Raw genomic sequence first — 26,412 nt, forward strand, 5'->3', positions numbered from 1 at the left:
GGAGCGGGTGAAGGGAATCGAACCCTCGTCGTCAGCTTGGAAGGCTGCTGCTCTACCATTGAGCTACACCCGCGCAACAGCATCAAGCGGAACGATGGTGGAGGAGGTTGGATTCGAACCAACGTAGGCATAGCCAACGGATTTACAGTCCGTCCCCTTTAGCCACTCGGGCACTCCTCCATCTCTCGTCCTGCTTCGCGCCGAAGCGGCCAGGATGGCTACCGAAGAGGCCGACCGCTGGGGCCGACCAATCCCGTGCCGCGTCTTATGCAGATGCGGACCTTTTGTGTCAACGCCGTTTTGAAACAGAATTTGACAAAATCCGGATTTGCCAACCGGAGGGGCGCGATTTTTTGAACCCGAACGCTTTTCGACCCAGGGTTTCCCTGCATTCCGTAGCACCAACACCCCTTTGGATATCTTTTTCGCGACCGTTTTCGCAGCTGTGGATTTTGGCAGGACCGTCAACACTCCGCCCCCTATCCATATTGTGAGGTCGGGAAATTTCCTCCGGGACCGGCCCGGCCACGTCAATGAACGCTCCACATCGGGCGGATCCAGACACATGTTGCAGATACAACGTATATGTTGTACCTACAACACCGACAAACACGGAGGAGCTGCCGCCATGGATCTGGACTGGATGAGCCGCACATGTCTTGCGCATGCAGCACGCAGCACGGCCAATCTGGTGACACGGCATTACAACCGCTATCTCGCACCTCTCGATCTGGAGGTGACACAGGCCGTCCTGCTCGGGCTGATCGGAGCAAAAAAGGCGAACTCGCAAGCCGACCTCGCCCGGCTCCTCGGCATCGAGCGCTCCACCCTTCAGAGAAACCTGCGGCTTTTGGAGACCGCCGGCCTTGTCGAGAAGAAACAGGCCGGCGGCAACAGGATCCGGCCGGAACTGACAAAAGCCGGCGAAGAACGCTTCAAGGCTGCCTATGCCGCATGGCAGCGCGCCCAAAACAGCCTCTCAAGCGCATTGGAAGATCCGGGAGCGGAAGCGATCCGGGATCATCTTAAAGCGCTGCGCAAGGCAACCCACAAGGCGGAAACGCCGTGACCGCGGCCCCGCAATTGACCACCCTTCCAAGACACCCGGAGTTTTGACATGACCGATACAGTGACCATTCCAGAAGGCACGAACAAGATACCGGACGGCCATGCGCTTGGCCCGCTGCCGCTGGACAAGATCGCAAGCATGAACGGCATGGAAATCATGCAGGCCATGATGGACATGCGGTTCCCGGCGCCGCCGATCATGATGACCATGAACATTCTTATGGAAGAAGCGGCAAAGGGCCGCGTGGTCTTCAACGGCACGCCGGGCAAGGCCCACATGAACCCGCAGGGCACGGTTCACGGCGGCTGGATCTCAACCATTATCGACAGCACGCTGAGCTGCGCCGTCCACACGACACTGGAGCCGGGCGAACTCTACTCCACGACAACTTTGAACGTGAACATGGTCCGCCCATTGATGGCAACCGGCCAGAAAGTCATGTGCGAAGGCAGGGTCGTTCACCGCGGGCGGCGGCTGGCAACCGCCGAAGGCACTCTGGTTGACGCCAAGGGCAAACTGGTCGCCCACGGCTCGGTAACCTGCATGATCTTCCCGAATCCGGCAGCCTGAGCGGCAGCAGCGTCCCGATAGCGCGATAGAATAACGAATTGGGGAGGGACGCCCGCCCCCAATTCACCGGAATCCGCCACCTCTGGCGCCAAACATGCTGCGAAAGTCCGCCCCCCCACACACAACGAGGTAATCAAAAACGCTTCCAGCGCACGAAAAATGGTCGTATAAAAACTTCTAAATAAAACCCCAATACAAATTGATTATAGGTAAAATTTACAGAACTGAACCACTTAAAACAATTATATTCATTGCATTAAATTGAAATTTTTTCTTTAAAACCTATTCTCTTTGCCAATAACATTATCGTTTTATATAATAATAAGCGCGAGCCGGTTTGGATCAGGAAGCTTATTGATGCAAGTGAAGTCCGACGAAACAACACTGATTGCGGACCATTCACCCTCACGCGACTGCGGCGGAAAACCCGTCATATCCCGGACACAGCCAGCACAAGTCTTACCAAAGACAACTCCGAGCCAAACATTCTCGCATGGTTCTGAGGATTTTTGATGCTGTATTCAACGGCCAAAGAGCAGTCTGGACAACTATCCCTGCTCAAGCCCCCCGCCACGCGGTCAATCACTCCGGACGCCCTTGCAGGCACGATCTCTCACGACCAGACCATGCACTATTGGCAACAGTGTGAGACGAACGCATTAAATCGCGACCCAAGCGCGAGGAACCCTGTTCCCAACCCCTTTCCGCATAACGTATGCCGCGGCCGCATACAGACGGGTCAAGAAGGGGATATCGCCGTATCAGCCTCCACGAGACGGAACAGTCTCCCCTTTACCGTCAATGCCCATCGTTACGAAATCCAGTGGGGATTATTCAGAATACTCGTCCAGCCGGTCCGGACAGCTTTTTGTCCGGAAAAACATCAGGGGTCGGCCATGGACGATTTACTTACGGCAATCAAGCCCAGCTCCACCTCCGAAAGACCGCAAACCAAATCCCAATTGCGCGCCGCCTCCGGAAATCTCATTGAGGGCAACCATGATTGAAATCGACGAACCACTCAGATCAAAATCACTAAGAAACGATCAGATATACATTGCCTTTGTAATTATCATAATTGCATCCATATTTTCTTTATTAATTTTCCTGCACGCCAATATTGGACAATTCCCTTTTATATTTCATAAATACGTATCTAATTATCCGACATATCAATTGCACGCATGGATTGGATTTACTATACTTTTTATTTGGAGCGCTCAATTAATATCCGGATCAATTGCAAGACAAAACAATACAATAAAAAACATTCACAGGACCGTCGGACCATATTTTTTTATCATCATTCTTATTTACACCTCCACTTCGGCATATCTTACATTTTATTGGAACTTCGTATCACCCGAAGATCAGAAACGCAGCTTCTACAGCGTTTTTGGCGTATCTTTTGTCGGAATCGTAACAAGTATTTTTCTCTTGCATGGTTTTATTGCGATAAAACAAAGAAAATTTTTGGATCATAAGCATTCCATGATTTTTGCCTTCGTGGCCTTGTGCTATGTTGCTTTGGCGCGTTTTGTGGCCATTTCTCTACGCCTGCTCGGACTTGACCCAAGTCAAACAGAATTTAATATCGTGAGTAAACGATTGGATCCTATAGAGTTCACCGAACTACAGGTGTTTTTCACAACCCTCCTAGGCGCAGTACTATGGTTTATCTATGCACGAAGACACGGGATCATAAGAACGCATTGGGCAAAAACAATTTCGGTATTGATCTTTCCCGCAACATTCGCGCTCGCACTTGTAAACTAGGCTGCGCAGCCACCACCAACCTCCGAAAGCGGTTCGAGGCAACCATGGTTGTGGAACCCGCCAGGGATTTTTGTGCAATTTTGTAGCCGAAAGGCAGCGGCAATTCAGACCCTCCGGCAACAGCATCGCAACCTACTATTTTCATTGCGTCCCAATTGCCTTCGTATTATTGGCCTTGCCATGGAAAACTGGCAGCTGAAAAAGAAAAAGAACACCCGGTTCAAACCCGCCCCGCGCCGTCCCGGCTTGCCGCCGGAAGGGCCGATCCTGCTTTATGGGCTGCACACGGTCGAAGCCGCCTTCGCAAACCGGGACCGCAAGCGCCTGAAGCTGTTTGCGACAGAAAACGCACAGCGCCGGCTCGAAGAGCGCGGCGTCAGGATTGATGTTCCCGTCGAAACCGTGATGCCGAAAGTGCTGGACCGGATGGTGACGAAGGATGCCGTGCATCAGGGCATGATCCTGGAGACGGAAGCGCTTCCGGCCTACGGGCCCGAACACCTGAAGAAGGGGCAGCTGATCCTGGCGCTCGACCAGGTGACCGACCCGCACAATGTCGGCGCGATCCTGCGCTCGGCCGTCGCCTTGAATGCGGACGCGGTTGTCACCACCGAACGTCACGCGCCCGAAGAAGGCCCGGTTCTCGCCAAGTCCGCCTCGGGTGCCCTCGACATGATCAAGCATGTCCGGGTGAAGAACATGGCAAAATTCATCGCCGAGATGCGCGACAACGGCTACACAAGCATTGCCCTCGACAGCGATGGTCCGGCCAGCCTCGAAGACACGGCCTTCGGCGACAAGACCATTCTGGTTCTGGGATCGGAAGGCAAGGGCGTGCGGCAAGGCGTGCGCGAGGCCTGTGATCTGCTCGCCCGGCTCGACATGCCCGGCGCCATCCGCTCGCTCAACGTCTCGAATGCCGCCGTGCTGTCACTTTACGTCGCCCGCCGGAAAATGGGGCTTTAGAGCCGCTTCAGGCCCCTTCCACCTTATCAAATCCTTCAAAAACCGGCGGCGCGGCATACATGTACTTCTTGTCGCCGGCATTCTTGTGCGCCTGCCGGAAATGCTCGGATTTGGTCCAGGCTACAAAGTCGTCATGACTGTCCCAGATCACGTGAGAGGCATAAAGCGTCGTGCCGTCTTCGCCCCTGGGCCCTTTCAAAAGATCGAAACTCTTGAAACCGGGAACCTCCTGGAGTTGCGTTTCCCGGTTTTTCCACACGTCCTCGAACGCCTTTTCATGACCTTCAGTTACCTTGAAGCGGTTCATCGCGACATACATGGCCGATCCTCAGCTTTGGAACACGGCAAAAGAGGTATCGCCTCGAACCGCCGGGTTCAAGGCATCTTGCTCTTTCAAGCGATCTGCCCGGCTGACAACGTCTTCGCGCCTTGAGCCGTCCCGTCAGCACTCACGGCGCAAAAGACGGGAATTGAAGGATTGCAAATCCGTGCGTGTCCGGGGTTTCGCCTGGCCTGCGCCGGCGCTGAACATCCTCTCAAGGCAGGGCAAAACATGCGCAAAGGCAGGGACTTAAAACTTTCCCCTGAAAGCTGATCGATTTTTTTACCCGGGGGCTGGACATGCGCAGGCAATCTGGTAGAAGCCCTTCCCAGCGCCGGTATAGCTCAGTTGGTAGAGCACGTGATTTGTAATCTCGGGGTCGCGGGTTCGAATCCTGCTGCCGGCACCATTCTTCTCAATAAATTATTGTAGTTCCGGGTCTTGCCAACTTTCACGGGCAGGCACTGCGCAAGCAGTCGATTGGTTCGCCTGTTTTTGACAGCCCCCTTTTGCGGCCTGCCAATTCAGATGGCAAACCGCGCAAGTTCACAGAAGATGGAATGCTGCGGCTGATCACTTACCGAATGCCGGGACGGCGGCTGAGCTCAGTTGATGACCTTTTCCTTCCCAAGGAGAGCCTTCTTTTCAGAGGGAATGTATCCGGCCTGAGCCAATGTTCTGGTCAGGATGTTGGCAAGATCGGCGGCGGCTTTTGGCGTCAGAACGAGCTTGTCACACACAGTAACTACAGGCTCGGACGGCTGGCCTTCCAGTTCATCATACCGGACTTCCTGACGACCAAGGTTCACGCAGATCGTTGCACCATCGGCTCCGGCACTGATCACGCGGTTGACGTAAACCGGCTCGACGGTATCCCAGTTCACGACCTTGTCGCGTTTTGGCATGGGGTGTTTCGTCATTCCGGCGTCTCCTGTGGGTTCGGTCTGACTGCATTTATAGGGATTCTTGCCAGTATCTCCAAGACCGGTCCGGATTTTTGACTATGGGTGCGCGCAATATGCCCTTCTTTCGTAAAATACCGAGCCGCCCCTCCCAAACATTTTCCACTTGCGGCGCCAGCCCGTCGCTGATCGGCAAGGGTAAACACCGCCTTCGCAAATCCCTACTTGGGAGACACCGCGAGTGCTTCTTTTTCGGTTTTGCCCCACAAAACCGTGCAAGTAAAGACAACACCATCCCTAGATTGCATCAGAGTGTCAATTGGTTTCGATCAACACCCCTATCCGAGGGGCGATCCGGTTGTGCGTATCCGGATATCAGACCGAGTGAATTTCGACCCAAGGTCCAATGCCTCAAAAGGCCGAGAACGCGGCTGCATCGAAGTTCTTGTGCCGTGACAGCTTTTTTGCATGAACACCCTTTGGCCGGAGCAGAAACCGGCACGGCATCACACGCCGCGGCTTTGGTTTGGGCGCCCCCTCCCCTTGGCAGCCTCAAGGCGCACAAGGGGTCCGCCCGGAACATTCCAGCAGGCTGCGATGGGTGCGCGGGCGCCCGCCTCAACACCTTCAACAATTACCCGTCTAGATTTTTTATGTGCAATTTTTCAACCGGAGATAGCTGCACAAGCCATCGCAGAGGACAGGAATCAGCGAACTCCATTTTTCGTATTGTTTCCAGATGCAATAATTTGCTTCCGAGTACATCCATGACAAATCGCCAACCGATTTTGGAATGTTGACGTCACATCACGGGTTGATTGACCACAACTCAACAAAGAAATTTTACCCTACTCACTTCGCGAGAATAAAATATAAATTTCATTATATTTTTCATAAACTTAACTATTTTTCATGAAATTTCTAGGGCCGTATTTCTGGTTGCCTGGCAGCTCGCTCCAATATGGGCATGCCATTTTTTACCCCCTAAATTTTGACATGTTCGCCGCAAAAAAGCCATACTGCAACTCTTCGGTTTGCTGTGCTGCAATAAATTGCTCATAGTTGTACATTTATTCGGCTTATTAAAATGGGGATCATAAACAAGAAATGTGCAAATCTTGCCTAAGCAATCAGATTTCCGCGACCTTCGAGGCTTCGGAGGTGACGGAAAGCTCCAGTCAGAGCAATGACCAGTGGTGGGTCAACGATCAGACGCCCGACAATCCGTTCGGAAAAAGCGACGATTACGAAGCCTATCTGGAGTATTTGGGAGCCCTTTACCGCGATCTGACACCGGAGATCGCTGCGGAACCGCTTGTGATCAATGTTTCGGAACTGAACGATCATCCGGACTACAAGGACGCCGCAATTGGTGCCTTGCAAATGTGGTCGGCCGTCACCCCACTTGAGTTCGAAATCGTCGACGATCAGCCCTACGACCCGGAAACCCAGTGGATGGAGGTCGTCAGCCCTGAAATCGGCGAGCAAAGCGACGGCAGCGCCTATTCCAGCAATCGCTATGTCAGCGTTGGCCAGCGCTTCCACGATACGGAACCGAATCTGACCGACATCGGCGGCTATGTCTTCGATACGTTCATTCACGAGTTCGGCCACGAATTCGGTCTCAACCACCCCGGCCTCTATAATTATGGCGGACCGGGCGGAGTCCAGATCAACTATCTGAACAACGCGACCTGGATCTACGACCGCCAGCAGTACAGCGTCATGTCCTATTTCGACGGGATCGACGTTGGCGAAGACACCCGCTGGTCCGCATCCACCCCGCTGATGGCGGATATCGAAGCCACCATCCGGAGTTACTTCTCCACCGTCGACGAAGACGGTGTGCGGACCTATGAAACGATCGACCTCAACACCGGCGACAACACCTACGGTTTCAACAGCACCGAATATGGCTACGAGCTCACCTCCGAGGGCATGCAGCATGACATCGGGTTTGTGATCCACGACACCGGCGGCACCGACACGATCGACTTCTCCGGCTCCACCGCGGGCACGATCCTCGACCTGCGCGCCGGGCAGTTCTCCAGCGTCAACGGGCACAATAACAATGTCTCGATTTTCGCCGGACACAATGCCGATCAGACCGAATATTACATCGAGAACGGCATCGGCAGCAATTTCGATGACATCATCATCGGCAATGACGGTGCCAACATTCTGGACGGACGCGGCGGTGCAGACCGGATGGCCGGCAATGGCGGCGACGACGTCTATTTCGTCGATTCGGCCGACGACATTGTCCGGGAAGAGGAAAATGGCGGATACGACACGGTCATCGTTCTGTCCCGCGACATTGACCTCCGCGAGATCGCCAATGTCGAAAACATCATCTATGTCGACGGAACGCCGGTCGAACCCGTCGAGGTCGAGCCGGAAACACCCGCAGATCCGGGCGGTTCGCTCTCCAGCATCATCTATGGTGACGAGGGCAACAACACGCTTGACGGCGGCGCCGACGGCGACACGATCTTCGGCCTCGACGGCGATGATCTGATCATCGGTGGCCGCGACACCCTTGCCAGCCGCGACATCAACAACACCATCGCCATCGAGGATCTGGAAGATCAGACCGAAAGCGATGACGGCAATGACGCGCTTTATGGCGGTGGCGGCAACGACACCATCATGGGCGGTGCCGGCGACGACATTCTCGACGGTGGCGACGGCGACGACGTTCTGATGGGTCAGGCGGGCGAAGACGTCTTCCGCGGCGGCGAAGGCTCCGACACGGTCGACTACAGCAACGAGAGCCCGTTCCAGCTGATCGTCAACCTGGAACGCAACTTTGCAAGCGGCGGAACGGCATCCGGCGACTCCTTCGACAGCATCGAGAACCTGATCGGTTCCGATGACCGGATCGACCGCTTCATCGGAACCTCTGCCGACAACCACTTCCAGGGCCAGGGCGGCGGCGACGTCTTCAACGGCCGTGATGGTGACGACATTCTCGACGGCGGCCGGGATGGCGACATCCTTTACGGCGAAGAAGGCAACGACACCCTCATTGGCGGCTCCGGGCAGGATTATCTGGACGGCGGCGAAGGCATCGACACGGTCGTCTACACGGGAAGCTCTGCGGCAGTCACGGTTGATCTCGGCAATGGTACGGCCAGCGGTGGCGACGCCACAGGTCCGGTACAGATTGTCGGGCGCGGCACAGCGATCCGCCACGACATCATCGTTGATGTCGAGAATGCTGTCGGCTCCACCCATGACGACCATCTGATCGGGACTGACGGCGAGAACGAACTGTCCGGCGGTCTGGGCGACGACATCCTGACCGGCGGCGGAGGTGCCGACGTCCTGAACGGCGGCGCTGGCAGCGACACCGCCGACTACAGCGACGCGACCAGCGGCGTGAGGCTGAACCTTGCACGTGGCAGGTCCGAGGGCGACACCTATGTCTCGATCGAGAACCTTGCCGGGTCCGGCCACAATGATCGCATGAAAGGCGACAATGCGGCCAATGTCCTGACGGGTCAGGGGGGCAATGACGTCCTGCGCGGCGGCCGTGGCGACGATACCCTGTTCGGCGACTTCGGTGACAAGGGAGAGGCAATCCCGCGTCCGGGTCTGGGCACCGGTTATGCGACGCTCGATGCCGATGCGACGAACAACTCGATTGCAACGGCGTTCGATATCTCGAACAACTTCTCGCTGACCGAAGATCCGAACATCTTCGATTCCACCAGTGTCCTGCACACGACGGTCAACGCGACCGGCAACGGTCTGGCCGGCTACTACAGCATCGACCTGGCCGCCGGAACGGTCCTCACCCTCGATATCGACGGCATTGCCGATCCGAATGTGCATGACAGCTGGGTCCGGCTCCTCGACAGCGAGGGCAACATCGTCACCCAGAATGATGATGGCGGCGGGGATCCGGGCTCGACCAGCAACCGGGATTCCAGCACGGTCTTCGTCGTTGAGGAAACGGGAACCTACTACATCGTGGAAGGCAGCTGGACGCCGGAATCGACGGAAGGCGGCTGGACCGAAGCCGTACCGGAGGGGGCGACCTATACGTTGAACGTCTCGGTCGAGTTCCCGCCGGAGCCGGATGAGCCGGGCGTTGCCGGAAACGACAAGCTTTATGGCGGCAATGGCAGCGACCTGCTCGACGGCGGTCTTGAAGCCGACCTTCTGGTTGGCGGCAGAGGGGAGGATTCGTTCCGCTTCTCCACCGAACTCGGAAATGGCAATGTCGACTGGATCTGGGACTTCAAGGTCGGTGACGACATGATCCAGCTCGACAGCTCCATTTTTGCAGAGGCGGGCGACCTCGGGCTTCTGGCCATGAACGCCTTCCACAAGAGTGCAGCAGGCGTTGCCCAGGATGCGAACGACCGGATCATCTATGACAGCGATGACGGTGTCTTGTTGTATGATGCAGACGGATCGGGAGACATGGGCGCAATCCAGTTCGCCCAGATCTCGACCGGCCTGGATCTTTCGGCCAACGACTTCCTGGTCGTCTGACAAACCGGCCCTCTGACCATCTGCGGCAGGGGAGCTCTTGCGCTCCCCTGCCGTCATCTCTTTCTTTACCCGGATAGTGTTCTACCTTGGCCGAGATGCCCGAAAGGAGCGTGTAATGAGGCACCTGTTTGACCGCCGCATGCTGATGATCGCCACCGGCTTGTTGGCAGCAGGCATTGGCTCGACGTCGGAAACAGCAATGGCACAGCCGGCACTTGTCCACGGAACCGTCACATTCGCCGGAAACGAACACATTCCGGAAGGCCGGTTGGTGTTCGATCTGCGGGAGATGGAAAACCGGAACAATTTGGACGAGCTTGCCGATAATGCCCCTCTTCAAAGCACCGGTAAGCAAGGGGAAATCTCTTACTCCGTCAACCTGCCAGCAGCACTAAAGCCCTCGAACAAGCTTGTGATTGTCGCCCGTCTTGAGCGTGCGGATGGCTGGCTGATTGCGCGCGGAAGCGCAAGACTTGCTCCAGACCAGCCTGCCGATATCACCCTTCACAAGGTCATGTACTGAACATTGCCTTGGCAGCGTGACCGGCCACGCCTCCGCGCTTGACGGACTGGAAAGCGTCCAAAAGAAACTGTTTTGCATGGAAAACACTGAAGTTAAGCACCTAAAACCTCAGTGTCGGCAATATCAATGTATGGCTCTGTGTTCTTCAAATGTTTTCAGTTTTGAAGATTTTTTGCTCAATTCAGCTTGCAAACCCGATAGACTGAAGCAGGAGACACGCAGTGCAGCCTTTGAGCGCGCCCTGCCCGGAAAACTGCAAGGCTGTGCAAATGACAAATGCAATATCCGGAATGCCAGTATTTTGGAAACGTATCCTCGTCGCAGGCGCGATGGTTGCCTTGGGATATTCTCCCATTCCATCGGTCCATGCGGACACATCGGCCAAGACTGAAATCATTGACAGCGCCGAGGCACCGTGGCCTTCGATCGGTCAGGTGAATGTCGCGGGTTATCGGCGCAGATCCATGTGCACCGGCACGCTCATAGCGCCGAACCTCGTCCTGACAGCCGCACATTGCCTCTATTCGCGGCAGACGCAGCGTCCCTTCAACCCCGATGATGTTCTATTCATTGCAGGCGTCCGGCGCGACACCTATGCCGAACGTCTTGAAGCAGCCTGTTTCAAGATCCCCGATGACTACACCTTCACACAAAATCCAAACCAGCGTACCATTCGCCATGATGTGGCGCTCATCGTCCTCAAGCGCAAATCATCCCTGCCTCCTGTCGGGCAACTCAGTCCGTCAGCGGTGGAGAAGCTTTCAGATGAAACACCGCTTACAGCCGTTGGTTATCGCAGATCCCGGCGGTTTCTTCCGACTTCGCATCCCGGTTGCAATATTATCCGGAAATCGAATGGGGTCTGGGTGACAAGCTGTCAAACCCAACTGGGCGCTTCAGGCGGCCCCATCCTGACCCGGCAAGACGGCAACCTGAAGATAGCAGCGATCATGTCCGCACAGCTCAAGAGCGGCGATTCCGTTGTCGTTCCCGAAACATCCTGGCGGCCTCTTCTTGAAGATCCAAGCTGCACGGCTTCAGCCTTAAATCACACTCAAAGCAAGACGGCCTTCAATCAGCAACCGTCCGCGCATGGTGACCCAGCGGATCAGTCTCGCACTGCCACAATGCCTGAATAGCTGTACGGGCCGGGAGCGCTACGCGCGGCTTTGCCGGCAAACGCTTTCAGGGCATGCAACATATTGCCAAGAAAAAACCATTGGCGATCAATGGCATCCTGCTGTTAATTGAGCGGGCTGGCCGTGCATTCCGCTTGGCCGGATAACAGAAATCTCCCGAGACCGTCCATGGCTTCCGTTCCGCGCAACCGATCACTGGAAAAACTGAATTTTGTTGCCAGTGCGACCCCCGAAGCAAAACAGGCGCGCGACATGCTGGTCGATAAATATGGTGATGTCGCACCGGAAGACGCTGAAATGGTCGTCGCTCTGGGCGGCGACGGGTTGATGCTGCAGACGCTCCACAGATTTATGGGCACCGGCACCCCGATCTACGGCATGAACCGGGGCTCTGTCGGCTTTCTCATGAACGAGTTCCATCCGGACGGCTTGCGCGAACGTCTCAAGGCTGCAGACATCACCCCGATCCATCCGCTCTATCTTGGCGCGACCGTCGAGGGGGGCGAGTTTCACGAAGCACGTGCGATCAACGAGGTCTCCTTGTTGCGGCAGACGTCGCAGGCGGCCAGACTGCGTATCTCGGTCGATGAGCGTGTCCGGCTGGAGGAGCTTGTCTGCGACGGCATCATCGTCTCTACTCCCGTTGGCAGCACAGCCTACAATCTGTCTGCACACGGGCCGATCCTCCCGGTTCAGGCCCCGCTGCTCGCCATGACCCCGCTCAGTGCGTTTCGACCGCGGCAGTGGCGCGGCGGCCTCCTGCCAAACCAGTCCCGCGTTGACATCGAGATCCTCGAACCGGAAAAACGGCCCGTCAGCACATCCGCGGATCATCGGGAGATCCGGCGAGTGACCCATGTAACCATCCGGCTGGATGCAGAACAGGAAAGCCTGATCATGTTCGATTCAGATCACGACTGGGACGAGCGGATTTTGACGGAAATGTTCAGATATTGACATCCCGCATGCAACACCCTGTTAAGAACACGCATGCACATTGTACCCATGAAGTGTGCTCCGGCCTCCAGTGAGGTACTGAAGGCATGGCACATCACGACAAACAACAGGACCCAGGTTCCATCATGGCAGGCAAATCAGCGGGCGGCGATCAAGGCGATCAATATGAAGTGCTTACGCCTCCGTCCGACCTGCGCAAAAAGGTCCGGGTCCTCAACAAGCGGGAAGCTGCCAAGTTCGATCCGGTCAAGGCCGCAGAAGCAGCCATGGAGCGCCTCTCGGCAAATTTCGGCTCCTGGATGCAGACCGAAACCTCCGATCTCCTTTCCGCCTATGCCGACATCGGGACGTCAGGCGTCGACGCGGAAAAGCTCGAACGGTTGTACCAGTCGGTACACAACATCAAGGGCCAGGCCCGGACATTGGGCTATCCGCTTGTCGGTTCAGTCGCATCAAACTTCTGCCATCTGATCGAGAGCCTGCCCTCGCCGTCCGGCTTTCCGATGGAACTGAGTGGCCGCTATGTCGACGCTATCCGGGCCATGGTTATGGAAGGCGCGCGGGATCATGACAACGAAACCGGAGCCGAATTGCTGCAGACGCTGACAAGCCTGAGCGAAGACCATCTCCGGAAAATTCGTAACTCCGACGACTGACAATCACCGAAGCCACCGGGCCTGTGAGCGGGTCAGACCGGCGGCAGCAAATCCCGTTGCGCCCTGTCCTTGTCAAATTGCAAAACCCGGGCAAGATCAAGCGGACCGGTGTCCTCCAGGCTCGCCATTTGCTGAACCAGTACCCTTGAGGATGCACTGGACATGGCTGAATAGGGATTTGCCTGAACCGCCGCAAACACCTCGTCAAGCCGCCCGCTGACCACCGTCACGTCTGCATCTCTGTCATTCCGGAACAGGGCCTCAAACGGATCCGATGTTTCACCGGCATGGAATGCCGGCAGGGCCTGCGCATTGGCATCACTCGTTCGGGAACCGTCTTCCCGGTCTGCGGAGCGTTGACCGCCCGGCCCCGCATTTCCCATAGGGGACGGTTGTTCGGAAAAGGCCAGCAAATAGGACGGCTGCGCGCTGGCAACAGGTTTTGCTCCGGGCAACGCAGCCACATTGGCGATTCCCTCTTCTTTCAAGGGATTGACACTGGCAATCAGGTTCACCGCATCGTGTTTTGAGACGATGACCTCATAAACCTCGCCGAGCGTGCGGGCCGACCCGTCCTGATGATAAAAGATCGGCCTGTTGGCCTCGGCCTGCTTGCCGAAAATCACATCTGCCCGCATTTGACCATTGGCATTGGCGGCTTCAATCAGCCGGGACGCGCCGGTCGCCCCCAGAAAATGCGCCATGTAAAGTTCGCCGTCAGACGGTTCACGGCCAAGCCTGGTTCTCAGATGGTCCGCATTCTTTTGGGTCAATGCGCCTGCCATCAACGAAGCGATTTCCGGGTCCTGACGCAGCTCCAGGATTTCCTGCCGCATGGCCGGGTCGGACACGTGGTAGCGGCCAGACGAAGTCCGCTCTATGGCATCCGAATACCTGTCGAGGCCGTGACGCGGACCGGCTTCCTTCATGGTTTCCAGCCAGGTCGATTCGATGAACTGGAACAAACCGGTTGCAGACGATGTGCGCGCCTTGGCCGCCGGGTCGAATGAGGACTCGCGCAGGGCTGTCTTGACCAGATAGTCGAAAGACGTGCCTGTCGTGCTACTGGCGGTCTGAAACGCCTGCTCGATCCGGGACGCGATCGAGGGGGCTTCTGCAACGCGCATGATCCGGTACTCCTCGATATTAACTCTTGATTGAAGGGTACCGTCGCACCCGCAAGGTTAATGAAGCGTTAATACCCGACCGGCAGACAGTGCCCGGCCGCCGGAAAGGGCAAAGTTTGACCCAGGGGCCTTGCCAGAGCCTTGCGCCGGGAGCCATTTCAGATGTCCGGACGGTCCATTTCGAAAACCGTTTCGATAACCGCGTAGTCCTTGTAACCCAGCCGCGACAACGGCTTGATTCGGGTCACGTCCACGCGGCCGTCGTGAACAAGGCTGTCGTCAATGTGAACGGCGACAACCTGCCCGAACACGACGTAGCTGTCGGTCTCGCTGCCATCCAAAGCGGTCATGCGCATGGTCTTGAGATGCTTGCACTCCAGAGCCGTCAGCGCATCGGCCACTCTTGGCGGCTTCACCAGACGCGAGGGAGCCGTTTTCAGCCCGGCAAGCCCAAACTCCGAAGTTTCATGCGGCACCGGAGCCGAAGATACATTCATCTCGTCCTTGAGGGACCAGCTCGCCATGTTGCAGACGAACTCTCCGGTCTTGTCGATATTGGAAACGGAATCCTTGTAGCCGCTTGACGAGAACATCACCATGGGAGGAGCATCGCCGATTGCATTGAAGAAGCTGTAAGGCGCAAGATTGGCGCGGCCCTCGTTGTCGAGCGATGAAATCCAGCCGATCGGACGCGGCGAGACGATTGCCTTGAAGGGGTTGAACGGCAGGCCGTGGTCGTTTTTGCTTGTTTCGTAATACATCGCTGGCTTCAGCCTTCCACCCACTCTGTTGTAATTTGGGAAATCTCCGGACGCGGACGCTCGACCGGTGCCTGGGTCGGCGTTCCGATATGGATGAACCCGGCAAAACGTTCATTCTCCTTGCAGCCAAGATAGCGGCTGGCTTCCTCGTCGAACGCGTACCATTCGCTGAGCCATTGTGCGGCAAAGCCGGAAGCCGCAGCTGCGTTCACGAGATTCATGCAGACAGCACCGGCTGACAGCTCCTGCTCCCAAACCGGGATTTTCGGGTGAATGCCGGCCCGGCTAACGACGCCGACCACGAGCGGTGCACGGCCAAACCGGCCCAGTTCCTGGGCACGGCGGGCCTCGTCCAGCGGACCATCGCGTTTTTCGACGATCCCGGCAAGCCTTTCCCCGATTTTCACGCTGTCTGCAGACCGGTACACAATGAACCGCCAGGGGGCGAGTTTTCCATGATCGGGCACTCTTGCCGCAATCGTCAGGATCGTGTCCAGAGTAGCCTTGTCCGGCCCCGGGGCACTCATTGTAATCGAGGGATGGGACCGGCGGCGCGAGAGAAACGAAATCACGTCCGGATGGGCGGATGCAGGGTCTGACATCGGCAGCGCCTTGTATTGTTGAAATCCTCGGTACCCACGTAACCGAATAGGCGCTAAAGTCAACGCTTGGCGGCACCATCTTGAAGATGCCCCAAATGAACCCCATAAGGACGGGTCCGGCCGGTTGCCAAGGCGCGTCATGACACAGTATTTAGTCCGGAAAGAACCAACAGACCAACAGGGGGAAGCATTGGCAGCATTTGACAGGTTACGCTGGTTGCGCGGCGCGGCAGCCTTCTGGCTGGCAACAGCCTCCTTCGGCAGCGTCACCGCATCGGCACAAGACCTGCCCATGCCGCCGAGAGCGAAACCCTCCGCGCAGGCAGCCCCCGAAGAGGTGGCCCCGCCGCTCGAAAGCCTGCTTGATCGCGAACCTGAACCGCTGTTCTCCGATACATTGGTCCCCTACGCCCCACCGACCGGCAACAGCTCGGGTTTCAGCCGCGTGCAGGAGCAAGGCGCACTCTATTTGATGGCACGGCTGACCCGTGACACCCAGCCGCTGGAAAACGGCCTGATCTGGCGGATCTACAGCGAAGTGACCAATGATGAAGGCCGCCTGGAACTGATCGCAACGGCGCGCGGAGGCGATGCCGAGTTCCGGCTGGATCCCGGTTCCTACCTTATTCACACATCCTATGGCCACGCAACCGCAACGAACAGGATCGTGATCGGGCGCGAAGTCCAGTCCAAGATGGTCACCCTCAATGCCGGTGGCGTGACGCTGGACGCAGCCTTTGGAGACGACACGCCCCTGGTCAGCCCCGAACTCAAGTTCGACATTTACGGCACCGAGTTCGATGAACGCGGTGAGCGTGAACTGGTGGTCGGGGATGTGAAGCCGGGAAAAATCATAAGGCTCAACTCGGACACCTACCATGTCGTCAGCACATATGGCGCGGCCAACGCCGTCGTGCGCGCCGATGTCCAGATCATCGCAGGCAAGCTCACCGAGGCAACCATTTACCACGAGGCGGCCGATATCACCTTGAAGCTTGTGAACGAGCTGGGCGGCGAAGCCATTGCCAACACATCCTGGTCGGTTCTCAGCCCGGGCGGCGATGTGGTCGTGGAGGCAAACGGCGCGTTCCCCGATTTCGTGCTGGCGGCCGGGGAGTATGAAGTGGTCGCCCGCAACAGCGGCCGCACCTATCAGGACAAATTCACGGTGCAGCCCGGTGTTGACCGCGAAGTCGAAGTGCTCGCCCGCTCCAAAGGCAGTTTCCGGGCAAGCGTGAGCGACTAGAAAACGGGCTTGATGCCTTATATGGAACCGCTACAGGCGTACCCTGAATTTGCGGCTTTGCCGCATACCTGACCCCATTTGCATGACCTTTGTCTGCAGGAAGTCCATGATCTCTTTCTGATCCTTGAAACCGGACAGCGTCTCGAAGGGAATTGGATTCCCGACACGTGCGGTAATTACCGACCCCAGGATACGGCGGAATTCCCGGACAAGCAGAGACAGGCGAAGGGTGAGCGAGTATTTGCTGACCAGGTGGAAGATCCAGGAATTCTGGCCTTCAAAATAAAGCGGCAAGACGGTCGCCTTTGAGGACCGGATCATCTTGGCGGTAAATGTCTTCCAGGGGAGCTCCTCGGCCCGGCCAAACGGTTTCGATGCCGTTGCAACGCCCCCGCCGGGGAAAACAATGATGGTCACCCCTTCATCGAGCAGTTTCAGTGCCTCGCGGCGGGTTGCCATGTTGGTCCGGAGCGCTTCCTTGGTTTCTTCGAAATCGACCGGCAAGGAAAACGGGCGAATTTCGGGAACCTTCAGCAGCTCGTTATTGATCATGATCTTGAAGGGACGGCCCAATTGCTCTGCGAGCGACAGGATCGCCAGACCGTCGCCAATGCCGTAAGGGTGGTTGGCAATCATTACCAACGGACCGTCCGGCAGGTTTTTCGGGGGCCATTCCCCGTTGGACACGGACACATTCAGATTGATCAGGCTAAGCAGGTCGCTCCAGATATGAGGCGACGTTCCAACCTTGGATGTCTGCCACAATTCGTACAGGTCCAGAAGCTTCCGGCGTCCGGACATGCCCTCGATGGAGCGGATGACCCAACGCTTCAGCGGCGGGTGCGCGGGATTTGCATAGCTAAATTCGGCGTATTCCACAGGCGAACCGTTCATTTCTCGGGTTTGATCGCTAAAAGATCAGATCCTTTAGCAGCAGCCTCATTTCACTTTCGTGACAACGCCTGCCCCTGGGGCATCTCATTGCCAGTTGGCAAATGGTGTCCCAGAGGGTTGTTGACAAGCAGTCCGCCGGAAAAGCGGGCAAGCTTTGTTAACGCAAGTCCGGCGGGATGGCTTCTTCCTTAAGCGAAGAGATCGCGTCATCCAGGCTCATCGGCGTCTGATGCTTGGAGCCAAGACGGCGGATATTGACCGACCGCTCTTCGGCTTCCCGCATGCCACACACGACAATGACCGGAACCTTTGCAAGCGAGTGCTCGCGGACCTTGTAGTTGATCTTCTCATTGCGGAAGTCGGTGGTCACACTCAAGCCCGCCGCCTTCAATTGCTCCGCAACTTCCCGGCCATAATCATCCGCCTCGCTGGTGATCGTGGCCACCACGACCTGCTGCGGAGCGAGCCAGAGCGGGAAATGGCCGGCGAAGTTCTCGATCAAGATGCCAAGGAAGCGTTCCATCGAGCCGCAAATCGCCCGGTGAACCATGACAGGCGTTTTCTTTTCGCCGTCCCTGTCCACATAGAACGCACCGAAACGCTCAGGCAAGTTGAAGTCCACCTGCGTGGTGCCGCACTGCCATTCACGTCCGATCGCATCGCGCAAGGTGTATTCGAATTTCGGACCGTAAAACGCGCCCTCGCCGGGAAAGATCTCGGTTTTCACCCGGCCGCCGGATTCGGCTTCGATCTGCTTGAGCACGTCTTCCATGACGGCCTCGGCATGATCCCACAGCTCGTCGGAACCGACACGCTTTTCCGGGCGGGTCGAGAGTTTCACGACAATCTCGTTGAAGCCGAAATCCTCATAAACCGACAGGATCAGCTCGTTGATCTTCAAACACTCGGCGGCCAGTTGCTCGTCGGTGCAGAAGACGTGGGCATCATCCTGGGTAAAGCCGCGCACGCGCATCAGCCCATGCATCGCACCCGACGGTTCATAGCGATGCACAACGCCGAACTCGGCAAGGCGCAGCGGCAAATCGCGATAGCTTTTCAGGCCATGCTTGAAGATCTGGACGTGACCGGGACAGTTCATCGGCTTTAGTGCAAAGACACGGTCATCCTCGCTATCGGGGTCTGCGCACTGGACCGAGAACATGTTGTCCTTGTACCAGCCCCAGTGCCCGGAGGTTTCCCAAAGCGATGTGTGCAGCACCTGCGGGGCGTTGACTTCATCATAGTCGTCTTCCAGACGGCGGCGCATATAGGCGACGAGTTTCTGGAACAGGGACCACCCTTTGGGGTGCCAGAACACGACACCCGGGCCCTCTTCCTGGAAATGGAACAGGTCCATTTCGCGGCCGAGCTTGCGGTGATCGCGCTTTTCGGCCTCTTCCAGCATGTGCAGGTAGTTCTTCAACTCCTTGTCACTGGACCAGGCCGTTCCATAGATGCGGGTCAGCATTTCGTTGTTGGAGTCGCCGCGCCAATAGGCCCCCGCCACCTTCATCAGCTTGAAGGCGTCGCCAATCTGCTTGGTTGAGGCCATGTGCGGCCCCCGGCACAGGTCCAGCCAGCCGCCCTGCCTGTAGATCTTGATTTCCTGGTCCTGAGGAATCGCATCCACAAGTTCAACCTTGTAGGCCTCCCCTTGCTCAGCGAAATACTTCTTCGCCTCGTCACGGGTCCAGACTTCCTTGGTGAACGGCGCACCGCGCTGAATGATCTCCCGCATCTTCTTTTCGATCACGGGGAGGTCTTCCGGAGTGAACGGCTCGTTCTTCTTGAAGTCGTAGTAAAACCCGTTTTCGATCACCGGACCGATGGTCACTTGCGTGCCGGGCCACAGCTCCTGAACCGCTTCGGCCATCACGTGTGCCGCATCATGGCGGATCAGTTCGAGCGCGCGCGGGTCATCGCGGGTCACGATTTCGATCTGTGCATCGGTCTGGATCGGATCGGAAAGATCTCGCAGCTCGCCGTCAAGGGCAATCGCAACTGCCTTCTTGGCCAGCGACTTGGAAATGCCCGCAGCAACATCGGCACCGGAAACACCCGGTTCATAATCGCGCACGGAATTGTCGGGGAAAGTCAGATGTATCATCAGTTTCTCCAGCTCACTCCTGCAGACAAGGCAGGTAAGCATTCTTGTGGTCTTGGACAGACATGCTGATAGGTCATTCTGACTGCGCCATCAACCCTGCGCCACGCGAACCTGCGACACGCGACCACTGGCAAGCATGCCTATTTGTCCCTGATAAATTATTTTTCTGAAACACGTCTCGTTTTGATGGCGGCCAGCAAATACCTCACGATATCTACGAAGCGGCTCCTCTGAAATCGCCGCGGCCACCGCGAATGCTTCGCAACCAGCTCAAGGCCGGACTCACAAGGTGCCACCATGCTTCTGAGAAGCCTTATTTTCCCAGTTTTCGTCATTGTTTCTGCAGTCGCCGGTGGGGTCTTTGCCTCTGCGTTTACGCCTTTGGCGCCGTCGGTCAGCTGGCTGCTCATGATTGTCATGTTGACGATGGGACTGTCCCTGCGCCTCCAGGATTTCATTCTCGTGACCCGCCAACCGTCGAATGTGCTCCTCGGTCTGGCCCTGCAATACACAATCATGCCGCTGGTTGCTTTGGGCATCGGTTTGGCGATGAAACTGCCTCTTGAGTTACTTGCAGGATTGGTTCTGGTAGGATGCAGTCCCGGCGGCACCGCTTCAAATGTGATGACCTATCTGGCACGTGCAAACCTTGCACTTTCCGTTGTTCTTACGAGTGTGTCCAGCATCCTAGCCGTCGTCTTGACGCCGGCCTTGATGCTTCTGCTCATCGGCCAAAGGATCGAAATCAACGCAGCCGCAATGCTCATCAGCATCTCCAAGATCGTCTTATTGCCAATTATCGCCGGTTGCCTGATCAACACAGTGCTTCGCAGGCAGCTGGACTACATCAGAACCTCATTTCCGATAACAGCTGCTGCAGCTATTTTACTAATTATCACCATCGTCACGGCCTTGAACCGTTCCGATATCGTCACCACCGGCGCGGCCGTAGTGACCTCCATACTTTTGGTTTGTGTAGCAGGATTTTCACTCGCGTATGCCATTGCGCGGTTGTTGAAACTTGACCTGAGCTCCGCAAGAGCCGTCAGCATTGAAGTCGGCATGCAAAATTCCGCTTTGAGTGCAGCGCTTGCGCTTCAGTTTTTCTCACCGCTCACCGCCGTGCCTGCGGCACTCTTTTCAATCCTGCAAAACGTGGTTGCCGCTCTTATCGCCTCGTATTGGGCAAAACATCCGCCCGAGCAATAGAGCACGTCTCGACCATTTGGCTTCACATGACCACGGCACTTCTGATTTCTGGCTCCGCGGCCGTTCGGTAAATGAAATACAGCTCATCAGTGCCGTTGCGCCGGTCACACGATAGATCAGACCGAATTTCGCGGATCCCAGCCAACAAAGAGAACCGTTTTTCTGAATCAAATGGGTCCAAATCGCCAAGACACGCGCTTGCCCCCTTCCCGACGGAATGGGCGGGGGCACTACAATTTTTGCTGTCTTGACCCCCGGAAGGTCAATCGAGCCTTGTCTCTTTTGAAATGTGCTCCCCATTCCAGCGCGCATAGCGCCATGGCAGGTACCACGCCGCATTGCCGGGCAAGCGTTCGGGGATGGGGTCAAAACCGGACGCCCCCCACGGATTGCATCTGAGGATACGCGCGAGGCCGATCCAGCCCCCCGCCCAAAGACCATGGGTTTTCAAGGCGTCGGCCGTGTACTCCGAGCAGGTCGGCGCATAGCGGCACCCCCGCCCCATGACAAGGGACAGCGAATGGCGGTAGATCCAGATCAGGCCAAGGCCGATCCTTGCCGGAATTCCCGGAACCGGCGTGTCAGCTCTTTGCTGCCGGTCCAACGCGTGTTTTTCGTGGCTCGCGCACATGTGATGAGGTCCAAGGTCAGGCAACAGCCCCGCATGTTTCAGCCGCACCGGTTTTGTCCGCCTCGATCTGGTCCAGAGCGTCCACAACCGCATCAAACACAAGCATGGTCGACGCATGCCGTGCCTTGTATTCGCGAACAGGCTCGAGAAATTTCAGATCTCCAAACCGGCCCGCAGGCGGTTCGCCGCCTTCTTTCAACATGGCCTTCATGGTCTTCTGCAGCTCGCGCAATTCAGCCAGAGGTGTTCCGATCACGTGTTGCGCCAGAATTGACGACGACGCCTGCCCCAGCGCGCAGGCCTTGACGTCATGCGCGTAATCAGAGACCACGCCGTTCTCCACAACGATATCGACGGTCACCGTCGAACCGCAAAGACGTGAATGAGCGGTCGCTGTTGCCTGCGGATGCTCAAGCCGCCCAGTTCGTGGAATGTTGCCGGCGAACTCAAGAATCCTGGCATTATAGATATCATCGAGCATTATAGCCTCGTTACATATGCTTGCGTATACATGACCTCATTGCGGCCATATAAACTCTGACTATATACAGTACCGCCGCGACTGGCGCACAAGTGTCAAGTGGTCGCTGACAGATCAGACGCGTGTCGCAGACACGCTAGAGGACATCCACATTCACACCGATAACTCCTCATTCGCAATTGTGACGGACTATGTTAAGTGTCAAGCCCTGAGTACAGTCGGCGATCTGATCCGTGCCAATGAGAATGCCGTATGACGAGTGATAAAAGCAAGTTAGCGAGGATCGAAATGGACGCTGTCCTCAAGCCTGTAGAAAACAGATTTGACCGCAAATCCCCCGATCAGCTCCAACGTCCAAGCCGGGAAGAAGCGGAAGCCGCTGTGCGCACTCTGCTGGCCTGGACAGGAGATGATCCCGACCGGGAAGGCCTCCTTGATACGCCGAAACGCGTCGTCAAGGCTTTCACCCAGCTCTATGGCGGGTATTTCGAAGACCCGCTGGAACATCTTGAACGGACCTTCGAGGATGTCGGCGGCTATCAGGACATCGTGATGGTGCGCGGGATCCCGTTCCACTCACATTGTGAACACCACATGCTGCCCTTCATCGGCGAAGCTCACATTGCATATTATCCATCGGAAGGTGTCGTGGGGCTTTCCAAACTGGCACGCGTCGTGGACATCTATGCAAAACGCCTGCAGACCCAAGAAAACTTGACGGCCCAAGTCACTTCGGCCATTGACGACACGCTCGCACCACGCGGTCTGGCAGTTATGCTCGAAGCAGAACACCAATGCATGACCATGCGGGGCGTTCAAAAACCGGGTGTCTCAACGATCACCACACAATTCACAGGCGTATTCCAGGATGATCCGGCTGAACAAGCCAAGTTCATCACACTGGTACGCGGCGGGGCGAAGTAAGCCCCGTCTTTCGACCAGGGGCGATTTTCCGTGTGCGATCTCTGTTTCGCAAAGCGAAGCGACAAATCCGAAATTGAAAACGGCAATCTGATGATGCCGAAATTCGACAGCGACGGTCTTATCGCCGCTGTCGTGACCGACATTGATACACGCGAAGTGCTCATGGTCGGATACATGAATGACGAAGCGCTTCGCCGGACGATCGAGACGGGCGAAGCTTGGTACTGGAGCCGGTCACGCCAGGAGTACTGGAAAAAGGGCGGCACGTCGGGGCAGGTGCAAACGGTACACGAAATCCTCACCGATTGTGATCAGGACGCCCTCGTCCTGAAAGTCAGCGTTGGCGGCAACGGCGCGACATGTCACGTCGGGTACCGGTCATGCTTTTACCGGAAGGTAGACGGGCACAGCGCCGAAGGACACATCCGGCTCAGCGTGACCGAGACCGACAAGGTCTACGATCCGGCTGACATTTACGGCAAATAGCACTGAAAACGGCCGCATTCGCGGCCGTTTTGCTTCATGATGACCCGAGAAACCGGTTCATCAGGTCATCGTAATGTACTGGCGCATTTGCTCGGCTTCATGTTCGACCTGTGCAATCTTGTGCTTGACGACATCGCCGATCGATATGACGCCCGCAACCTTGCCGTCCTCTAACACGGGAACGTGACGAAACCGGCCCGCGGTCATTTTTGCCATGACTTCGTTGATGCTGTCTGCCTCGGCGCAAGTGACGACCTTCGATGTCATGAACCTCGACACGGGCTCGGACAAGGCGGCCGTACCGCTTTCTCCGATCGCCCGCACGATATCGCGTTCCGAAATGATACCCTCAATGTGCCCCTCCGGGTCAGTCACGAGGATCGCACCGATCCGGTTCTTTCCCAGCACCTTGCACACGTCACCAAGAAGCGTTTCACCGCGCTCTGCAATCACGTCCCTGCCCTTAGAATTCAAGATAGCGGCAACTGACATTTGAGAACTCCTCTAGCGACTTTTCATTGAGCGCGACGGCCGCGCGCTTTGGCTATCATGGCAAAGTTTCCCGTCAACGCAATGGTCTCGAAGGCGCGCGCGGCGGCACAGGATCCAGCAACGGGAACAATGCCAGTCCTGTCAGGAACCCGCCAATATGCGCCTGCCAGGCAATCGACGTTCCCGCCGAACCACCCGTGATACCGAAAAACAGATTGAGGGCGAACCACGCCGCTGTAAAACCGATCACGGACTTGTTGCGCATGCACACAGCAAGCGGCATCGCCGGCACGCGGTAAGCGGCTGCATCCGTCCGGCGGATCGCCCCGAGCGGCCCTCCCAACTCGAACACGAACCTGACAGCGACCGCCATTTGTCCGGAAATCGCAGCTGACGCCCCGATCATCGGAATCGTTTCCCCCCAATGTGTGAAGAGATGAAGAACTGCTCCGCCAATCGCACAAAGCGCCGACAGGATCAGAAATCGTGACGTACCAAATCTTCGTGCCACTGCGCTGCCAAAGATGGCCATCCAAAGCAGGTTCAGGAAGATATGCATCGCGCCACCATGCAGGAGGCTGTAGGTCAGAAAGCTCCAGATATCGGCAGGCAACCCGCCGGGGGTTCCACCGTTCATGAAAACGCCCGGCTCATATCGGATCGGCCAAAAGGCAAAATAAAAGAGGACGGCATTGTCCAGATTTTGGGGCAAGACAAAGGACCGGATGAGCTGAATCGCGATCAGGATCGCCGACAGCCAGACAATCACTCCGGGCAGATTGAAGGCAGGCGCGCGAGCCGGCGGTGGAGCGGATTTCTGGCCAGATTCGTAAACATTCATGCGGGCACCCTTTCTACTCCCACATCACATTTACGGTTTCTCCGCGCTCAAACAAGCCGGAACCGGCTTCCAGTCCATTCAAATCCGGCAAGACCGTTCAGCAGCTTGCAAGCAGCATGACCACCGGGAAAAGATGACGAAAAGTAAGTTGTTATATCTTCGTCGAACGAATCAAAACCCTCAAGGGAATCTAACCGCCACATATGTCATAAAATCTCACAATGCAAAAAACCGAATTAATATCTACCCATATTGCGAGAAAGAAGCACGTTAAATTGTTTTTAATATACATATTTCTAATCAATTGTGCACATTATACTTTTTCAATTTGAAAATCGCTCAAGTATCGCTTCTTCTAGTGATTGCACTGACCAATCAGGCATTTGGCACATCCCCTGCAACGTAGACAACTGTCACTTGCTTGAAATGCTTCGGCGTCCCGCTTTGAAACAGCCACGTATTGTTTCGGAGCGAACCAGACGCAGCACATCTGGGGAACAGTAATGAAAAACGGCGTTACACGAACCCTCTATACCTATTGGGACGAGCTGCGCGGCTTCCGCCCCTCGCCCGACCGGAGCGACATTGATCCCGGCCAGATTCGCGCGTTGTTGGGCGATACGTTCATACTGGAATCGTCTTCCGCCAGGGATGTCAGGTATCGCCTCGCCGGCACCCGTCTGTGCTCTGCCCACTGCAGGGAGCTCAAGGGACGCAAATTTTTGCGTGGCTGGAATGAAAAGGATCGCGAAGCCCTTGAAAGCCTGATTACCGCTGTCACTGAAGATGCCGGCGTGGCGGTCATCGGTGTCTGCGGCCACACCGAACATGACCAGAAACTGCCGATGGAGATGCTGCTGTTGCCGTTGAATGTGCCCGGTGAAGGCCGGGTCCGGGTTCTTGGATGTTGCAGCCCGATGACGCGGCCATACTGGATGGGACTGCACCCCCTGTTGAAACAATCGATCACCAGCCTGCGCCTGATCTGGCCAGACGAGCGGCCGCATCACCTGCGCTCCGACACTGTTGTCTCGCCGGTCGTCCCGCGCAAAAAGTCAGAGGACGTGGCAACCCCCTCTTCGTCTCACATGCCGCCTTGTCCGGTTCGGCAAGTTGGACATCTCACCGTTTATGCCGGTGGCAAGGCGTGATGAAATTCCCGCCCTTCAAGAAAAGGGTATTGTATATTTCAACAATATTTGGAAACTGGAACAAATACTGACAGGGG

Annotated in this window: 25 protein-coding genes and 3 tRNA genes; 15 read left to right on the plus strand and 13 right to left on the minus strand. The window is 56.5% G+C overall.

Annotated features, from left to right (window positions below):
• Positions 1-2: 2 nt before the first annotated feature.
• Both E1297_RS25645 and E1297_RS25650 read right to left on the minus strand, forming a co-directional pair.
• A tRNA-Gly gene (locus tag E1297_RS25645) sits at positions 3-73 on the minus strand.
• Positions 74-95: 22 nt separating this feature from the next.
• Positions 96-180: transfer RNA gene (locus tag E1297_RS25650), tRNA-Tyr, on the minus strand.
• A 448-nt stretch (positions 181-628) separates the two neighbouring features.
• Between E1297_RS25650 and E1297_RS25655 the strand changes: the two genes are divergently transcribed.
• The 4 genes from E1297_RS25655 to E1297_RS25670 all read left to right on the plus strand — a co-directional run bounded on the left by E1297_RS25655 (position 629) and on the right by E1297_RS25670 (position 4,381).
• Positions 629-1,069, plus strand: coding sequence for a MarR family winged helix-turn-helix transcriptional regulator (locus tag E1297_RS25655; protein WP_196223407.1), 441 nt, complete (start codon positions 629-631; stop codon positions 1,067-1,069).
• Between the two features lie 48 nt (positions 1,070-1,117).
• Positions 1,118-1,639 (plus strand): PaaI family thioesterase, encoded by a 522-nt coding sequence (locus E1297_RS25660; protein ID WP_155143345.1) that lies wholly within the window; start codon positions 1,118-1,120, stop codon positions 1,637-1,639.
• Positions 1,640-2,638: 999 nt separating this feature from the next.
• Positions 2,639-3,415, plus strand: coding sequence for a DUF2306 domain-containing protein (locus E1297_RS25665; RefSeq protein WP_196223408.1), 777 nt, complete (start codon positions 2,639-2,641; stop codon positions 3,413-3,415).
• A gap of 180 nt (positions 3,416-3,595) precedes the next feature.
• On the plus strand, positions 3,596-4,381 hold the full coding sequence (locus E1297_RS25670) for an RNA methyltransferase (protein WP_155143347.1): 786 nt from the start codon (positions 3,596-3,598) through the stop codon (positions 4,379-4,381).
• Positions 4,382-4,388: 7 nt separating this feature from the next.
• On the opposite strand, the gene E1297_RS25675 is transcribed toward E1297_RS25670, so the two are convergent.
• Positions 4,389-4,700: an antibiotic biosynthesis monooxygenase gene (locus E1297_RS25675; protein WP_155143348.1), complete on the minus strand. Its 312-nt coding sequence runs from the start codon at positions 4,698-4,700 to the stop codon at positions 4,389-4,391.
• Between the two features lie 336 nt (positions 4,701-5,036).
• On the opposite strand from E1297_RS25675, the gene E1297_RS25680 reads away from it, so the two are divergent.
• Positions 5,037-5,112, plus strand: a tRNA-Thr gene (locus E1297_RS25680).
• Positions 5,113-5,308: 196 nt separating this feature from the next.
• On the opposite strand, the gene E1297_RS25685 is transcribed toward E1297_RS25680, so the two are convergent.
• A complete protein-coding gene (locus tag E1297_RS25685; protein WP_155143349.1) occupies positions 5,309-5,623 on the minus strand; it encodes a hypothetical protein in 315 nt (104 codons plus the stop codon).
• A gap of 1,089 nt (positions 5,624-6,712) precedes the next feature.
• On the opposite strand from E1297_RS25685, the gene E1297_RS25690 reads away from it, so the two are divergent.
• The 5 genes from E1297_RS25690 to E1297_RS25710 all read left to right on the plus strand — a co-directional run bounded on the left by E1297_RS25690 (position 6,713) and on the right by E1297_RS25710 (position 13,383).
• Entirely contained in the window at positions 6,713-10,108 is a 3,396-nt protein-coding gene (locus E1297_RS25690; protein ID WP_155143350.1) for a M10 family metallopeptidase C-terminal domain-containing protein, read from the plus strand.
• Positions 10,109-10,223: 115 nt separating this feature from the next.
• A complete protein-coding gene (locus E1297_RS25695; RefSeq protein WP_155143351.1) occupies positions 10,224-10,631 on the plus strand; it encodes a hypothetical protein in 408 nt (135 codons plus the stop codon).
• 269 nt (positions 10,632-10,900) lie between these two features.
• Entirely contained in the window at positions 10,901-11,770 is an 870-nt protein-coding gene (locus E1297_RS25700; protein ID WP_155143352.1) for a serine protease, read from the plus strand.
• Positions 11,771-11,938: 168 nt separating this feature from the next.
• Positions 11,939-12,727 carry an NAD kinase gene (locus tag E1297_RS25705; protein ID WP_155143353.1) on the plus strand — a complete coding sequence of 263 codons (789 nt, stop codon included), beginning with the start codon at positions 11,939-11,941 and terminating at the stop codon, positions 12,725-12,727.
• Positions 12,728-12,813: 86 nt separating this feature from the next.
• A complete protein-coding gene (locus E1297_RS25710; protein WP_209015998.1) occupies positions 12,814-13,383 on the plus strand; it encodes an Hpt domain-containing protein in 570 nt (189 codons plus the stop codon).
• Between the two features lie 32 nt (positions 13,384-13,415).
• On the opposite strand, the gene E1297_RS25715 is transcribed toward E1297_RS25710, so the two are convergent.
• The 3 genes from E1297_RS25715 to E1297_RS25725 form a co-directional block, all read right to left on the minus strand.
• Positions 13,416-14,510 carry a transglycosylase SLT domain-containing protein gene (locus E1297_RS25715; RefSeq protein ID WP_155143354.1) on the minus strand — a complete coding sequence of 365 codons (1,095 nt, stop codon included), beginning with the start codon at positions 14,508-14,510 and terminating at the stop codon, positions 13,416-13,418.
• 158 nt (positions 14,511-14,668) lie between these two features.
• Positions 14,669-15,271 (minus strand): flavin reductase family protein, encoded by a 603-nt coding sequence (locus E1297_RS25720; protein WP_155143355.1) that lies wholly within the window; start codon positions 15,269-15,271, stop codon positions 14,669-14,671.
• Positions 15,272-15,279: 8 nt separating this feature from the next.
• Entirely contained in the window at positions 15,280-15,873 is a 594-nt protein-coding gene (locus E1297_RS25725) for a nitroreductase (protein ID WP_155143356.1), read from the minus strand.
• Positions 15,874-16,063: 190 nt separating this feature from the next.
• On the opposite strand from E1297_RS25725, the gene E1297_RS25730 reads away from it, so the two are divergent.
• Complete coding sequence (locus tag E1297_RS25730; RefSeq protein WP_196223409.1) at positions 16,064-17,119, plus strand: hypothetical protein; 1,056 nt, start codon at positions 16,064-16,066, stop codon at positions 17,117-17,119.
• 30 nt (positions 17,120-17,149) lie between these two features.
• On the opposite strand, the gene E1297_RS25735 is transcribed toward E1297_RS25730, so the two are convergent.
• On the minus strand, positions 17,150-18,013 hold the full coding sequence (locus E1297_RS25735; protein ID WP_155143357.1) for a lysophospholipid acyltransferase family protein: 864 nt from the start codon (positions 18,011-18,013) through the stop codon (positions 17,150-17,152).
• A gap of 157 nt (positions 18,014-18,170) precedes the next feature.
• Positions 18,171-20,120 (minus strand): threonine--tRNA ligase, encoded by a 1,950-nt coding sequence (gene thrS, locus E1297_RS25740; protein WP_155143358.1) that lies wholly within the window; start codon positions 20,118-20,120, stop codon positions 18,171-18,173.
• Between the two features lie 297 nt (positions 20,121-20,417).
• Here thrS and E1297_RS25745 point away from each other — a divergent pair, with 297 nt between their 5' ends.
• On the plus strand, positions 20,418-21,329 hold the full coding sequence (locus E1297_RS25745) for a bile acid:sodium symporter family protein (RefSeq protein WP_155143359.1): 912 nt from the start codon (positions 20,418-20,420) through the stop codon (positions 21,327-21,329).
• Positions 21,330-21,591: 262 nt separating this feature from the next.
• Here the strand turns inward: E1297_RS25745 and yidD are convergent, their stop codons facing one another.
• Positions 21,592-21,960: a membrane protein insertion efficiency factor YidD gene (yidD, locus tag E1297_RS25750; protein ID WP_155143360.1), complete on the minus strand. Its 369-nt coding sequence runs from the start codon at positions 21,958-21,960 to the stop codon at positions 21,592-21,594.
• A gap of 16 nt (positions 21,961-21,976) precedes the next feature.
• Positions 21,977-22,441 (minus strand): iron-sulfur cluster assembly scaffold protein, encoded by a 465-nt coding sequence (locus E1297_RS25755; RefSeq protein ID WP_155143361.1) that lies wholly within the window; start codon positions 22,439-22,441, stop codon positions 21,977-21,979.
• 288 nt (positions 22,442-22,729) lie between these two features.
• Between E1297_RS25755 and folE the strand changes: the two genes are divergently transcribed.
• Positions 22,730-23,365, plus strand: a complete 636-nt coding sequence (gene folE, locus E1297_RS25760; protein ID WP_155143406.1) for a GTP cyclohydrolase I FolE — start codon at positions 22,730-22,732, stop codon at positions 23,363-23,365.
• Positions 23,366-23,395: 30 nt separating this feature from the next.
• Positions 23,396-23,851, plus strand: a complete 456-nt coding sequence (hisI, locus tag E1297_RS25765; protein WP_368669678.1) for a phosphoribosyl-AMP cyclohydrolase — start codon at positions 23,396-23,398, stop codon at positions 23,849-23,851.
• A 60-nt stretch (positions 23,852-23,911) separates the two neighbouring features.
• On the opposite strand, the gene E1297_RS25770 is transcribed toward hisI, so the two are convergent.
• Positions 23,912-24,343, minus strand: a complete 432-nt coding sequence (locus E1297_RS25770) for a CBS domain-containing protein (RefSeq protein WP_155143362.1) — start codon at positions 24,341-24,343, stop codon at positions 23,912-23,914.
• A gap of 73 nt (positions 24,344-24,416) precedes the next feature.
• Positions 24,417-25,184, minus strand: a complete 768-nt coding sequence (locus E1297_RS25775) for a rhomboid family intramembrane serine protease (RefSeq protein WP_155143363.1) — start codon at positions 25,182-25,184, stop codon at positions 24,417-24,419.
• A gap of 503 nt (positions 25,185-25,687) precedes the next feature.
• Here E1297_RS25775 and E1297_RS25780 point away from each other — a divergent pair.
• Positions 25,688-26,335 (plus strand): PAS domain-containing protein, encoded by a 648-nt coding sequence (locus tag E1297_RS25780; protein ID WP_155143364.1) that lies wholly within the window; start codon positions 25,688-25,690, stop codon positions 26,333-26,335.
• The last annotated feature ends 77 nt before the right edge of the window (positions 26,336-26,412 follow it).

This window comes from Roseibium sp. RKSG952, from assembly GCF_009711355.1.

Bases quoted from the DNA above. Each gene is read 5' to 3' on its own strand.
- E1297_RS25655 (WP_196223407.1), top strand. From the start codon at position 629: ATGGATCTGGACTGGATGAGCCGCACATGTCTTGCGCATGCAGCACGC.
- E1297_RS25660 (WP_155143345.1), top strand. From the start codon at position 1,118: ATGACCGATACAGTGACCATTCCAGAAGGCACGAACAAGATACCGGAC.
- E1297_RS25665 (WP_196223408.1), top strand. From the start codon at position 2,639: ATGATTGAAATCGACGAACCACTCAGATCAAAATCACTAAGAAACGAT.
- E1297_RS25670 (WP_155143347.1), top strand. From the start codon at position 3,596: ATGGAAAACTGGCAGCTGAAAAAGAAAAAGAACACCCGGTTCAAACCC.
- E1297_RS25675 (WP_155143348.1), bottom strand. From the start codon at position 4,700: ATGTATGTCGCGATGAACCGCTTCAAGGTAACTGAAGGTCATGAAAAG.
- E1297_RS25685 (WP_155143349.1), bottom strand. From the start codon at position 5,623: ATGACGAAACACCCCATGCCAAAACGCGACAAGGTCGTGAACTGGGAT.
- E1297_RS25690 (WP_155143350.1), top strand. From the start codon at position 6,713: ATGTGCAAATCTTGCCTAAGCAATCAGATTTCCGCGACCTTCGAGGCT.
- E1297_RS25695 (WP_155143351.1), top strand. From the start codon at position 10,224: ATGAGGCACCTGTTTGACCGCCGCATGCTGATGATCGCCACCGGCTTG.
- E1297_RS25700 (WP_155143352.1), top strand. From the start codon at position 10,901: ATGACAAATGCAATATCCGGAATGCCAGTATTTTGGAAACGTATCCTC.
- E1297_RS25705 (WP_155143353.1), top strand. From the start codon at position 11,939: ATGGCTTCCGTTCCGCGCAACCGATCACTGGAAAAACTGAATTTTGTT.
- E1297_RS25710 (WP_209015998.1), top strand. From the start codon at position 12,814: ATGGCACATCACGACAAACAACAGGACCCAGGTTCCATCATGGCAGGC.
- E1297_RS25715 (WP_155143354.1), bottom strand. From the start codon at position 14,510: ATGCGCGTTGCAGAAGCCCCCTCGATCGCGTCCCGGATCGAGCAGGCG.
- E1297_RS25720 (WP_155143355.1), bottom strand. From the start codon at position 15,271: ATGTATTACGAAACAAGCAAAAACGACCACGGCCTGCCGTTCAACCCC.
- E1297_RS25725 (WP_155143356.1), bottom strand. From the start codon at position 15,873: ATGTCAGACCCTGCATCCGCCCATCCGGACGTGATTTCGTTTCTCTCG.
- E1297_RS25735 (WP_155143357.1), bottom strand. From the start codon at position 18,013: ATGAACGGTTCGCCTGTGGAATACGCCGAATTTAGCTATGCAAATCCC.
- thrS (WP_155143358.1), bottom strand. From the start codon at position 20,120: ATGATACATCTGACTTTCCCCGACAATTCCGTGCGCGATTATGAACCG.
- E1297_RS25745 (WP_155143359.1), top strand. From the start codon at position 20,418: ATGCTTCTGAGAAGCCTTATTTTCCCAGTTTTCGTCATTGTTTCTGCA.
- yidD (WP_155143360.1), bottom strand. From the start codon at position 21,960: ATGTGCGCGAGCCACGAAAAACACGCGTTGGACCGGCAGCAAAGAGCT.
- E1297_RS25755 (WP_155143361.1), bottom strand. From the start codon at position 22,441: ATGCTCGATGATATCTATAATGCCAGGATTCTTGAGTTCGCCGGCAAC.
- folE (WP_155143406.1), top strand. From the start codon at position 22,730: ATGGACGCTGTCCTCAAGCCTGTAGAAAACAGATTTGACCGCAAATCC.
- E1297_RS25770 (WP_155143362.1), bottom strand. From the start codon at position 24,343: ATGTCAGTTGCCGCTATCTTGAATTCTAAGGGCAGGGACGTGATTGCA.
- E1297_RS25775 (WP_155143363.1), bottom strand. From the start codon at position 25,184: ATGAATGTTTACGAATCTGGCCAGAAATCCGCTCCACCGCCGGCTCGC.
- E1297_RS25780 (WP_155143364.1), top strand. From the start codon at position 25,688: ATGAAAAACGGCGTTACACGAACCCTCTATACCTATTGGGACGAGCTG.